The organism is Mycobacterium sp. SMC-21, assembly GCF_045310825.1.
GTDB lineage: Bacteria > Actinomycetota > Actinomycetes > Mycobacteriales > Mycobacteriaceae > Mycobacterium.
The window spans coordinates 1-12242 of record NZ_JBJIAO010000056.1 but is presented as its reverse complement, the minus strand read 5'-3'; the positions used below and the strand labels follow the sequence as shown (position 1 = coordinate 12242).

Here is a 12242-nt window from a genome sequence, read left to right as displayed (position 1 = left end):
GGTCAGGACTGATCCAGCAGGCCGAGGCGCGTCGCCTCGGCCACAGCTTCGGCGCGCGACGACACCGACAACTTGCGGTAGATCGCCTTGGCTTGGCTCTTCACGGTCTCCCGCCCGAGGTGCAGTTCAGCGGCGATCTTCTGCAGGGACAGGTGCGTCGCCAGATGCGGGAGCAGACGCAGCTCGGCCGCGGTCAGTGCTGACCGCGGCCCGTGCTGCGCATGTGCCGCAAGCAATTGCCGAACTCGCGCCAGCCGCTGGTGCACCGCAGCCGCGTCAGGTTCCCGCCGCGCGGCCAGCAGACCCGCTTCGAGGTGGCGCCGGCACAGTTCCGGGTCGTCGATCTCGAGGGCGGTGGCCGCGGCCAGCGCATGTCCCAGCGCCGCGGTGCGCGCCGCCAGGTCCCCCAGCCGGTCCAGCAGCCGTTCAGCGCCCCGCACTGCCTCTCGCGCCCCCGCCACATCCCCACGGTGGCCGCGCACCAATCCGTCCACCGCGTAGACCAACACCACGGGCACCAGATCGCACAGGTCGCGGGCGTCCACAATGCCGCGCGCCTGCGCGCTGCGCTGCGCCGCGGATGCAACGGCGCCGTCGTCGAGGTCCAGCAGGGCCAGATGTGCCAGCGCCACAGCCCGGAACCCGGGCAGATCGTCGAGGACCGGGAGCGACGATTCCATTGTCGCCCTGGCATTTTCGGGGTCGCCGGCCATCGACAGCGCTCCGCCTTTGACGGAGGCGGCCGCGCCCCACCACGGGTTGACGAGGTGGTCGCCGGCGGCGCAGACCGTGTCGGCATGCCGGACCACCTCCAGCACCCCGCCGATGCCGACGAGCGAACCGACCAGAGCGGCCGCAACTTTCACCGACGGAGCACCGTCCGCCAGGCCCGCACCCCGGTCCGCGGCAGCGGCCAGCAACAGGGAGCGCTGGACCAGGTCGGCGTCCCCCAGCGTCAGCCCAAACCAGGCCCGGGCGATCGCGGCGTCCGGGTGATCCGCGAACACGCGCTCGTCGAGCAGGCTCAGGCGGCGCTCCAAGATGCCTGCGCGGCCGTCGAATCCGAGACGCACGGCATCGCGTTCCACGAGCGCCGCGGCATGTGCCGGGTCAGCGGCCGCCAGCGCCTGCACAAGGGCCCCATCGATGTCGCCGGTCCGCTCGAGATGCTCAGCCGCCCGGGACGCGAGGGCGCGGAACCGTTCCGGATCGCGATTGCGCAGCCGCGCACGGAGCAGGTCGGCGAACAGCCGGTGGTACCGGTATTCGATGCCCTGCGCGTCGAGCGAGACCAGGAACAGGTTACCGGAGGCGCTGATCGTGCTCAGCATGTGCGCCGAATCATCCCGCTGCAGAACGCTGTTCAGATCGTCGGCGGTGAAGTGGTCGAGCACCGCGGATTCCACGAGGAATGCCTCGACGGACGGGTCCAGCCGGCCCAGTACCTCTTCGACCAGATAGTCCGCCACCAGGCGGTGACGTCCGGTGATCGCCTCCACCGATGAACCGTCACGCAACGCCATGGCCGCCATCACCACACCGGCAGCCCAGCCCTCGCACCGGTCGACCACCAGCGCCGCCGTCGGGCCGACCGGTCCGCCGACCGCGTCGAGCGCCGATTCTGCCTCTGCCGCAGAAAGTTTCAGCTCGTCGGTGCCGATCTCGAGCACGCCGCCCTGCAGCCGGCGGCGCGCCAGATCGAGTGGCGGTGCGGTGCGGCCGATCAGCGTCAGCGTCGTGGACCGCGGCGCCAATTGGACCAGGGCACGCAAGGTCGACAGCGCCGCTTCGTGCGTCAGCTCATGAATATCGTCCAGCACCAAGACAATCGGCCCGGCCGACTCCAGCGCCGCGATGGCCGCGGGAACCAATTGGGTTTCCACGGCCCGGCCGGCGCCGCGGAGGTACTGAAACGTCGCGGCATCGACCGCGGCCACCTGGTCCACCGCCGTCATCAGGTGCAGCAACAGATGGGCGGGGTCGTTGTCGAGATGATCGAGCCGCACCCAGGCGAAAGGCCGGCCGTCCGACTGGTCCCAGAGCGCCACCGCCGTCGTCTTGCCGTATCCCGCGGGCGCGGTGACCACCACCAGTTCGGCGCCCGAATCGGACAGCAATCCGGTGATCGCCGGCCGCGCGATGACGCCGCCGCCGAGCCGGGGCGGGCCGTAGGTGGCCGTCGGGACGTGCGCTACCCAGCCTTCCCCTGCCACCTTGGCATCGTAGGTGCGTCTCCCGCGTCCACCCAACCACGCCATTTTTGACCATAGCGTCGAATACGTTGATACGGTGCGCTCGAGGATGGGAGCGACCATGGGCAACACAATCCGCGCCGTGGCGGCCACGGCAGCAGTGCTCGGCCTCGTGGCGGGCTGTGGCGGCAAGGCCGACTCCGGCGCCAACGGCTCATCGAGCTCAACGGCGACCAGCACCTCGGCCGCAGCGCCGGCCAGTCCCGCCGAACTGCAGGCGCTGGTCCCGACACCCGGCGGTACCGCCCAGACCTGGGGCCCAGACTCGATCGCGGACAACGGGATTCATCTCAGCTTCAAGGTGACGGGCGCCCCCACTGAGGTCGTCACGGCGTACAAGACCGCGCTCGAAGGCAAGGGCTGGGCCGTCACCACCATCGTGTCGTCCGACGGCGGGCCGGGAGGCGGCGGCGGTGCCACCTACACCGGCACGCACGGCGACAGCTACGGCGTCTTCGACGGCGGCGGGATGGGCACCGAGACGTACCTCAACGTGTGCGCATGGCCGGCCAAGCCGGCCCAGCCGAACTGCAGCCGCAAGCGCTGACCGCGCCGAGAGTGGGGCCTACGACCAGGCTTTGACCGATTTTTCGGCCATATCGCCCACTCTCGTCGCGATCGAACTAGCTCTTGACGGCCTTCGGCGCCTGCCAGGTGCCGGTGAGAGCTTCCTCCTTGGGCCAGTACAGCCGCATGATCATCTGGAACGGACCCTCGGGGGCCGGCAGCCAGTTGGCTTCCTTGTCCGCTCCTGGCGACTGGTTCTGTACGTAGATCGTGATGCCGCCGTCGGCATCCTTGATCAGGTTGGGCAGCATCGGCGAGTTGATCAGGTAGCGGTTGATCGGGTTGGCCACCAGCAGGCTCTGCGGCATCTTGTACATCGTCAGCGACCAGAACGAGTTCACCGGCGGCAGCTGCCCTGGCGCGAAGCGCAGCGTGTACTTGTCGGCACCGGTCAGTGGGGCGCCGGTCGAATCGACCGACACCACCGGGTAGATGGCCTCGGCGGCCGTGTTGCCGTAGATGCCGAGCACCGCGGCGGCCATCCGGTACAGGTAATTGCCGTTGAGGAATTCACGCGTGCCGAACAGCTGAGCCGACGTCACCTGTCCGGTGGCGAGCTTGTCCTTCTTGAAGGCATCGGTTTCGGCCCATGCGTCGGCGATACCGGCCTTGACCGCCTCCAGCTTCTCCTTGCTCAACTTGTCGGCATTGAAGTCACCGTCGGGGCCGATGCCGATCTTGGCGAAACGCGCACGCACGTCCTGCTCGCCCGGCAGCACCGGCGCGTACTTCAGCACGAAGTTGAGGGTCTCGAAGAACTTGGGCGAGGTCTTCTCGTCCTCGGCCGAGAGTGGCACGGCAAAATCGACTGGCGGCGCGGCCTTTGCGGGCTGGTGCTCGAAGGCCGACAGCGGCTCGACGGTGTAGCCGGCCTGAATCTTCTTGACGTTGTCCAGGTCTGCCGGGTCGAACAGCTGGGTGCGGTAGATGACCTGTGCGAACTGGGTGTCCGAGCGGATCACCTCGTTGATGCCGGCGGGCTTCTCGCCCTGCCAATCCGGACCTGCCAGAAGGTATTTCCCGCCACCGTTACCGGTGGCCCGGCTGCCGACATAGGCGAAGTTGTAGGTGTAGCCGTCGATGAACTGCAGCGAGAAGTAGCGGTTGGCCTCGATCGGCGGCACCGTCAGGACCAGCGGTTCGGCGCGCAGGTCGGCCCCGAGCATCGTGTACGGGGTGTCCGAGTTGGGCGTCTGAATCGCGGTGTCCTCGGGCGTGAACACCCGGGCGATGCTGTGGGGCCTGTTCCACTCGCCCTTGTACTGCGGGTTGGCCTTGTCGACGAAGTAGGCGTACTGGATGCGGTAGGAGTCCACCATCGGAAAGCCGTAGATGTAGGCGTCTTTCGCGATCGCGCGGACGTCGTCCTGGCCGGCGGCGGTAGGAGTCGACGAGCTGGCGCCGGGTGATTCCGTCCCCTTTCCGCAGCCGGTCATCGCGCCCATCAGCACGACGGCCAATCCCGCAACCCAGAACTTCATGCACAACTCCCGCTCGTCGAGTGTTCATGCCGCCACAGGCGACACACAGCAAAGCCGTTTCTACCACGCATCCAGCCAAGGTGACGGCACCGTCAACGACTGTTTCACTTGCCCGCCATCGGGTAGCCAACTGACGAGGTTGAAAAGCCCTGGCTCAGAACGGTTGGAACCCGATGGAACGATCAACTGCACGCGCCTCCGCACGACACCGCGGAAGCCCTCAGTCCGATGGCGGGATCTGCCGTTCGACGTCCTGTACATGCCCAGCGTCCTTGGGGGATCCGATGAATGAGATGCTGCGAGTCAGTGCACCTGTCGTCGGCCGGAGCGGCGAATACACGTTGCGATGCACCGGCGAACTCGATGGGGTGTCATATCGGGCGTTGCGCGACAGCGTGGTCGAGGCCGCACTGGACGAACCGCGCGTGGTGATCGTCGATGTCAACGAGTTGCACGTGCCTGACGCGTCAGCCTGGTCGGTGTTTTCAAGTGCCCGTTGGCTCGTGCGGACCTGGCCCGACGTGCCGATCTTGCTGGTGTGCGCCAACGATGCCGCCCGCCAGCTCATCCGCCAAGGCGGTATCACGCGCTACGTGCCGGCATTCGCCACAATGCGGGATGCGCTGCAGTCGATGGACGACGAGTGGCCCCGACCGCGGCGCCGGGCACGAGCCGAACTTCCTGCGCACGTCAGCAGCATCATCGACGCACAACGGCTGATCGGTGGCTGGCTGTCCGGGTGGTCGTGCGCCCCCTTCATCCCAGGCGCGGCGACGGTCGCCGCGGCCTTCGTCGAAAATGTACTGCGGCACACGGATTCGGCGCCCACGCTTCGGGCGGAGTACGACGGCCGCGTGGTCGCGATAGCAGTCGAGGACGGCAGCGCCACATTGGCGCAGCGCAGGGAAGAGGCTCACTACGGCACCAGCCACCTATCAGGCCTGGCAATGGTGACTGCGCTGGCTCGCGTGTGGGGAAACCTCCCGACGCCGAGGGGCAAGATCGTGTGGGCCGTCATGGGCCATGAGAACGTCTTATAGCTCCGTCAGGGCTCGAGGCCGATCAGAGCTGCCTGGCCTTGTCGATCACCCGTCGCGACAGCCTGAGCAGGGCGGTGCCGCTGCTCAGCGACAGGCGTTTCAACATCTGGAAGGCCTCTGGATCACCGACCTGAAACCGTTCCATCAGAAGCGCTTTCGCCCGCCCCACGACGTCCCAGTTGTCCAGCACGTGCCGAACCAGATCGCGCGGCTGCGCACCGCCGACCGCCAACGCGGTATGCGTCGCGACCACATAGCCGATCTCCTCGGCGTGCCGGTCGAATGCGTTGGGTTCGTCCGCGTAGACCATCAGCGCGCCGACCGAACGGGCCGTGGTGAAGAGGCGGAAGGACAGCACCGCGCGGATGGGCGTCGACCTGAGCACATCTCGTCGATAGGCCGGCCAGCGATCGTCGGCCTCCAGATCGTTCACCCGTAGGACGTCGCGCTTCCATGCCGCGCTCAGGAACGGTCCTTGATGTTGGTACTGCTGAATGGCATCCATCACGGCGGCATACGAATGCGTCATGACAACCGTATCCAGCTGGGCGGGAAAGCCGGCGGTCGTCACACCTGCGTACTTCGCGGCGGGTATCTCGCGGACGGCGTGATCGACCATTCGCTGCAATGTCGCTTCACGGGTGCCGAGACATGCGACTGAACCACCGGCGGCATCAACAAGCCGCTGGCCGCGCCCACTGCTGGAACCGAAAGACGTTCCTGTCACGCCGCACACCTCTTGCACAAGCGTACGCCGCGGCGGGCCCCGCGGGTGCTCACGGATTGATGGTGTTCTCGCCGTCCTGACGACCCCAGACGTACTCGGATGCGAACGGCGATCCGAGACCGAAGTGGTTGTACGGAGCGATCGACGCACCGGTGTCCATCACCATGTACGGCATGGGCCAGATGTCGCGGGTGACGGTCCAGCAACCGGGCCTCCCCATGGGTCCGCCCCGGGCATTGATCCGGGGCAGGTTGTCGGGGTAGACGTACTGGTTCGCCGAGCCGACGAGCGCGGTATGTGAGATCAGCGAGTAGCCGTTGCCGCCGACGGCGAAGGACGTGGCCTCCACGGCGCGCGGCAGAGCCCTTATGCCGCAATCGATCTCGGGACTGTACTTGTCCAGCACCTGGGACGTCGGTAGCAGATCTTGCGCGCCACGCACCAGGTACGGGCCACCCCGCTCGAAGATGTCGCCGCCGGTGTTGCCGAACCCGACCGACGCCATCAACGCCTGATCGATGTTGTCGCGCTGATCATTCAAGGTGCGCTCGGTGGTCACCGCATTCTTCAGGCCGTCCCACAAATCCGGCGACGCGTTGGCGTAGACCTCGGCGAGATCGGCGAGTGCACGGTTGTCATGCCGGATGGTCGGCATCCGCTGGTTGAGGTCAGCCAGGATGACGTTGCCGTTCACCAGCGACTGACCGAACTTCTCGCCCAACCCGTCGAGGGCCTGCGCCGCGGCGGCCAGGGTGGCGTTCAGCTTCACCGGGTCGACCTGTTCGGAGATCGCCGTGATGGTCTCGAACAGCGTGTTGAATTCCGTGGTGACGCTGACGGCGTTCACGGTGTCGCCGCCTTTGAGCCGCTGCGGCGTCTGATTCGGCGGGGAGGTCATGGAGATGTACTTGTTGCCGAAAACCGTTGTGGCGAGCAGCTTGACGTCCACGTTGCGCGGGAGCACGTCGAGGTAGCGCGGATCGACGTCGAGAATCAATTTGGCTTGGGCCTTCTCGCCGGGGGCGGCCACCACCTCGCTCCCCTTGAGCCGCCCGATCGGCACACCGTTGTAGGTGACCTTCGAGCCGTTGTCCATCGACAGCCCGGCCCGACTGGCCAGCACATACACCTGAGCCTTGCTGTCGAAGGCGCCACGGAACTGGAGCCAGGTGAGCGTCATCCCCGCGGCGGCAACGAGAGCCACGATCAGGCCGGCGATCTTGTACGGCGGGGTGCGATCCCTGTTGAGCGGCGCATGGACCTGGCCCGCGGCGACGGGCGGTAACGGCTGCAGTGGCGGCCGCGGTTTCGTCATGGCACTCCAGCGTCGAATCGAGGTGTGGCCGGGCGCCGTTGTCCGGCCTTGATCGAGACTGAAATGCAGGGTACGACCGTCGCCACCCTGGCGGCACGCAAATGACAAACCTCTAGCAAAGCGTAAATTGACGCGAGGGCCAGCCGATGACCATCGTCTCGCCATCACAAAGTAGGTGCCACCAATGTGATGACGACTGTCAGCAAATTGCGGGTCTGGCAGGCCCGAGCGACGGGAACAAATGCTGTGAACTTGCTGAACAGCGTCCCGTACGATCCTCAAACGCCGGGGCCACGCATCGAGTAGCGCACCTGGCATCACAGCACTGGCGAACACGACGGGCGGGATGAGCATGATCGACTTCCAAAATGGCAGCTTCATCAAGTTGGGCCCCAGCGATCCCGCGCAGGCCTCAGCCGAACTGGCCCCCATGCTTGTCGACGGCGAGCAGGTCTACCTCGCCTTCAAAGGTATGCGCGATTCCGTCGTCTTCACCAACAAACGCATGATCGCGATCAACGTACAGGGCTTGACGGGAAAGAAGCGCGACTATTCATCGCTGCCCTACAACAAGATTCAGGCCTGGAGCATCGAAACCGCAGGGAAATTCGACCTCGATGCCGAGCTCGAGTTGTGGTTCTCCGGCCTCGGTAAGGTGCACCTCGATTTCAAGGGTCAGGTCGATATCCGGACGATCGGAAAATTGATCGGCGACCACGTACTTTGACCTACGGCACCGCCTGCGGAGTCACCAGGAATTTCTCGCCGGTGGCCTTCTTGAGGTAGCTGTTGAACGCCTCGGGCTTGAGCAGGCCGGCCAGCGAGACTTCCTGGGTGTAGGTGCTCGCAAAGGTCGTGGTGAGTTCTGCGGCGACGCGCGCCCGCAGCCGACCGATGACCTCGGCCCCCGCACTGGCCAGGAACGGTGTGAGCAGCCAGCCGCCGATGCCCCACGACATACCGAAGCTTCGGTTGAGGATCGTCGGGCCGGTGTCGAGGCTGCCGTAGATGTACACCTGCTTGTGCACGGCCGAGCCGTAGCGGGAGTACTGCGTCGCGGTCGCATTGGCCGCCTGCTCCATGGCGTTGAGGATCTGACTGGCCAGCGTGCCCCCACCGGTGGCGTCGAAGGCCAGGGTCGCAGAGGTGGCTTTGAGCGCTTCGAACAGATCCTGCTCGAAAGTCGTTGCGGCTGAGTTGCATACGTACTCGGCACCCAAGTCCCGCAGGATTTCTTCCTGCTCGGCCTTACGGACGATGTTGACCAGCGGCACGCCGTCCGCGAGGCAGATCTTGACCAGCATCTGCCCCAGATTCGACGCCGCCGCTGTGTGCACCAGGGCCGAATGTCCTTCGCGGCGCATGGTTTCCACCATGCCCAGCGCTGTCAGCGGGTTGACGAACGACGAGGCCCCGTCCTTCGCCGTCGCCCCGTCGGGCAACACCAGGCAGGCCACGGACTTGACGACGCGGTACTGCGAATACATGGCGCCACCCGCGATGCCCACCACCTTGCCGAGGAGCGCCTGCGCTGCGTCCGACTCCCCTGCCGCCACGACGGTCCCGGCACCTTCGTTCCCGACCGGAAGCGATTGACCGACGCGGACGGACAGATGAGCCAACGCCCCGGGCGGCAGCGGCGCGGTGACAACCGGTCGCTCCGGGGTGCCCGTAACCGTCGCAGCCGACATGTCGGCGCCGGGGATCAGCAGACCCAGATCCGACGGGTTGACCGGCGACGCCTCGACGCGGACGACGACTTCGTCCGCCACCGGGGCGGGGATGTCGACGTCCTGCAGCGAGAGTTCGAGCATGCCGTCCGGGGTGACCAGGGAGCGCAGTTCGAGGGCTTGTTCGGGTAATTCACTCATTTGGTGCGCCCCTAAATCTTGCTGGCCGCGAAATCGGCAGCCTGTGTGACCTTTCCGGACTGCACATAGGAACCGTGGGCACCGACGTCGAAGCCACCACCCACCCAGCAGATCGGGTCGCCCTCGGCGCATTGATCGATGGAATTGGCAACGTACTGCGGCGCCAGCTCTGGCAGCGGTCCGCCGGCAAGCATGCCCGCGAACCCCGTCCGCGGCGCCCCGAACAACGCGGTGGCGGCGACGCGACTGGCAGTCTGTGGCGAGGCCGAGTTGGTGGCGCCTTCGATGACCGCCGCCCCTTGCGAGTAGCCGCCGAGCACCATCTTGGTCTTCGGGCAGCTGGCCGCGGTGGACTCGATGACCGCCCGTGCGGCGTCGATGCCCGCCGGGGTGCTGACGGCGAAGTCGTTGCTCGCCGGGTAGTCGACCGGCGTCGCCTCGACAGTCCGCGGCGCCACCCGCGCACGCAGATCCTCGACGAAGGGACGGCCGACACTGCCCAGGCCCGGCGGCTCCGTCGTGCCGCGGGCGAACACGACCTGGACATCCGGGCACGGTGCGGCGGTTGCGACGGGTGCGACGGCCGAGACGACGGGGGCCACGGCAGCGAAGGCGAAGATCAACGCGAGGTTGCGGGTCATACCGACCGATCGTAGGTCGGTGGCACAGGTTCGCAACGGGTTTGGTCCGTCACTACAGCGGTTGCGAGGTGATCTCCAGCCAGGCCTGGAATTCCTTCTTTACGCGGCGACGGTCCATCCGTCGGGCATGCGAGCGTTCGCGGGCCAGGCGCAGTCCCTTGGGCGGGGCCGCGCTGCCGGTCCGATAATCCATTGGTGCCGAACGGGTTCCAGGAGTTTTCGATAACGGCGGCGCCGCTTTTCGATCCGGCAGCCGAGTGGGGTGGGCGCGGCGCAGACGAGTCGCCATCACCTCACACCCGGCACCAACGAGTAGCACCAACACCGCCGCCATTTCGTACTCTGCGTACATCATGATGGTGCCTTCTCTCCGCGCCGTCAGGGCGGCACTGCCTCGGCCTTGGCCGACTGAGAATGGGGTGGGTTGATGCCTTCTACGATCGTCCGCCTGACCAGGCAGTGTGATGGCCCGAATAGCGATATTCAGTCGAGTATCAGAGGGCACGCTCCAGCGAAGGGTGATCAGACCTTCGTGGCACCCATATCGACCGTCAACTGTGTTGCCGTGACCGCGCGCGATAGATCCGACGCCAGGTAGATCACGGCGTCGGAGATGTCGTCGACGCTCGCGGGAAACGGGTCGCTGAGCATGCAGCCGGATGACATCAGGTAGCTCGGGTGGTCGGTCAGCAACGTGCCAACGGTGGGGTCTGCGGCGAGCACAGTGTCGACGCCCCACGGGTGGATTGAGTTGACCCGGATCTTGTACTCGGCGAGTTCGATGGCTGCCGACTTCGTCAGTCCGACCACGCCGTGCTTGGCGGCGCTGTAGTGCGCTTGGCCCGGCAGCGACTTGATGCCGGCGACCGAACTGATGTTGATGATCGAGCCACCGTTGCCCGCGGAAATCATGTGTGGGACGGCCGCTTTCATCGAGCGCCAGACCCCGGTGAGGTTGACGTCGATCATTGCCTGCCACTCGTCGTCCGGCATCTCCCAGAACCGCGCCCAGGTGCTGATACCGGCGTTGGCGACGACGATGTCGAGACGTCCACCGAACCTGTCGACGCCGTCTTTGAGTATCTCGTCCATGGCCGCGGAGTTGCGGACGTCGGCGACCGCCATCAGGCACTTGCCACCCGCGGCCTCGACCAGCTCACCGACGCCCCTTCACGAGCGAGCCGTATCGCGTGATTACGTCCCATGCCGCGCGCAGTTCCGGTCACGAACGCAACCCTGCCGTCGAGAAGGCCCATGGCAACCCTCCGGTTCTTGCTGATGCCACCGAAATGCCCGTGGAATCAGTAAACGCGCGGTGGTGGGGATTTGCTAGAGCCGGCGGGCGGGTACCGCTGACACGGGCCACAGTCGAGTGCCCCCAGTCGGACTCGAACCGACTCTGGGCGAATTTCAACTCCGCCAACACATGTTCACGGGTGTTTCCTGAATTGCTCTTGCTGTTGTCTCGCAATATTATTCGTGGGCTGATGCTTCTCCGCGTTCGCCGATGCCGCGCCCGAGTTGTGACACCGTCGCGTCAGCGAGCCCTGCCACTCGAGACACGTTCGAGGCCGAGATGATGGGCTGGCGAGAAACGGTGGAGCCGATTGAACGGCAGCAGCATCTAACTAAGGGCGAGTCCACACAATTGGCCTTTCGGCCCGCCACTCCCTCTCGGGTCGCGGGTCGAAGCCGTTCGTTAGCGGAAACCACTCAGTACGCGGGACGATGGGAGCTGTGGCAACTCATTTTGGGGGCAGGTGGAGTATCCGTACTGACCGGGGCGTGGTCGTTGTTGAACGACTGGGCTTGACCCCTGATGGTGGACACCTAACTGGTGGGACTGCTGGTCCTGCGGGAAGGATGTCCGTATGGCGGGCAAGCGTAAGAAGTACACCCCGGAGTTTCGGGAGCAGGCTGCCCGCCTGGTGATCGAGACGGGACGTCCGATCGCGCATGTGGCCGCGGAGATGAATCTGGGTGAGCAGTTGTTGGGTCGGTGGGTGCGCCAGGCCCGCGAGTCGGCCGGGGATACTGGCGGGGTGCTTGATGTTGATGAGCGCGCCGAGTTGGAGCGGCTGCGCAAGGAGAACGCTGAATTGCGTTTGGACCGTGAGTTTTTAAAAAAAGCGGCAGCCTTCTTCGCCTCCGAACAGAACCGGTAGATGCTTACCGGATCATCGAGGCGGAGAAGGCGAACTTCAGCATTGTGCGGATGTGCCGACTGCTGGTGGTATCGCGGTCGGGGTTCTACAAGTGGCGTGTGGCCGGCGCTGCCGGTCCTACGCCGGCCCAGCAGCGCCGTAAGCGCCTCGACACCGCAGTTGCGGGGTTTCATGCCGACTCCG

Annotated in this window: 11 protein-coding genes and 1 pseudogene; 4 read left to right on the top strand and 8 right to left on the bottom strand. The window is 65.9% G+C overall.

The window, feature by feature from the left end:
• Window positions 1-2: 2 nt before the first annotated feature.
• Window positions 3-2213: an AAA family ATPase gene (locus ACJH6H_RS28145; protein WP_406776259.1), complete on the bottom strand. Its 2211-nt coding sequence runs from the start codon at window positions 2211-2213 to the stop codon at window positions 3-5.
• A gap of 100 nt (window positions 2214-2313) precedes the next feature.
• On the opposite strand from ACJH6H_RS28145, the gene ACJH6H_RS28140 reads away from it, so the two are divergent.
• Window positions 2314-2799: a hypothetical protein gene (locus tag ACJH6H_RS28140; RefSeq protein ID WP_061001205.1), complete on the top strand. Its 486-nt coding sequence runs from the start codon at window positions 2314-2316 to the stop codon at window positions 2797-2799.
• Window positions 2800-2875: 76 nt separating this feature from the next.
• Here the strand turns inward: ACJH6H_RS28140 and ACJH6H_RS28135 are convergent, their stop codons facing one another.
• The gene (locus ACJH6H_RS28135; protein ID WP_061001206.1) at window positions 2876-4300 is read right to left on the bottom strand and encodes a DUF1254 domain-containing protein; all 1425 of its coding nucleotides are present in this window, start codon (window positions 4298-4300) and stop codon (window positions 2876-2878) included.
• Window positions 4301-4593: 293 nt separating this feature from the next.
• Here ACJH6H_RS28135 and ACJH6H_RS28130 point away from each other — a divergent pair, with 293 nt between their 5' ends.
• Window positions 4594-5340 carry an STAS domain-containing protein gene (locus ACJH6H_RS28130; protein WP_061001211.1) on the top strand — a complete coding sequence of 249 codons (747 nt, stop codon included), beginning with the start codon at window positions 4594-4596 and terminating at the stop codon, window positions 5338-5340.
• Window positions 5341-5362: 22 nt separating this feature from the next.
• Here ACJH6H_RS28130 and ACJH6H_RS28125 read toward each other — a convergent pair whose 3' ends face one another.
• The gene (locus ACJH6H_RS28125) at window positions 5363-6067 is read right to left on the bottom strand and encodes a GAF and ANTAR domain-containing protein (protein WP_406776262.1); all 705 of its coding nucleotides are present in this window, start codon (window positions 6065-6067) and stop codon (window positions 5363-5365) included.
• 49 nt (window positions 6068-6116) lie between these two features.
• Complete coding sequence (locus ACJH6H_RS28120) at window positions 6117-7382, bottom strand: MCE family protein (protein ID WP_135356302.1); 1266 nt, start codon at window positions 7380-7382, stop codon at window positions 6117-6119.
• 346 nt (window positions 7383-7728) lie between these two features.
• On the opposite strand from ACJH6H_RS28120, the gene ACJH6H_RS28115 reads away from it, so the two are divergent.
• Entirely contained in the window at window positions 7729-8109 is a 381-nt protein-coding gene (locus ACJH6H_RS28115; protein WP_234785455.1) for a PH domain-containing protein, read from the top strand.
• Window position 8110: 1 nt separating this feature from the next.
• Here the strand turns inward: ACJH6H_RS28115 and ACJH6H_RS28110 are convergent, their stop codons facing one another.
• From ACJH6H_RS28110 to ACJH6H_RS28095, 4 genes and pseudogenes are all read right to left on the bottom strand, one after another.
• A complete protein-coding gene (locus tag ACJH6H_RS28110) occupies window positions 8111-9253 on the bottom strand; it encodes a zinc-binding dehydrogenase (protein ID WP_061001209.1) in 1143 nt (380 codons plus the stop codon).
• A gap of 11 nt (window positions 9254-9264) precedes the next feature.
• On the bottom strand, window positions 9265-9894 hold the full coding sequence (locus tag ACJH6H_RS28105; protein ID WP_061001210.1) for a cutinase family protein: 630 nt from the start codon (window positions 9892-9894) through the stop codon (window positions 9265-9267).
• 52 nt (window positions 9895-9946) lie between these two features.
• Complete coding sequence (locus ACJH6H_RS28100; RefSeq protein WP_162563358.1) at window positions 9947-10087, bottom strand: hypothetical protein; 141 nt, start codon at window positions 10085-10087, stop codon at window positions 9947-9949.
• Between the two features lie 329 nt (window positions 10088-10416).
• Window positions 10417-11150: pseudogene (locus ACJH6H_RS28095) on the bottom strand (mycofactocin-coupled SDR family oxidoreductase).
• 615 nt (window positions 11151-11765) lie between these two features.
• Between ACJH6H_RS28095 and ACJH6H_RS28090 the strand changes: the two are divergent.
• Window positions 11766-12059 (top strand): transposase, encoded by a 294-nt coding sequence (locus ACJH6H_RS28090; protein ID WP_061001527.1) that lies wholly within the window; start codon window positions 11766-11768, stop codon window positions 12057-12059.
• Window positions 12060-12242 lie beyond the last annotated feature (183 nt).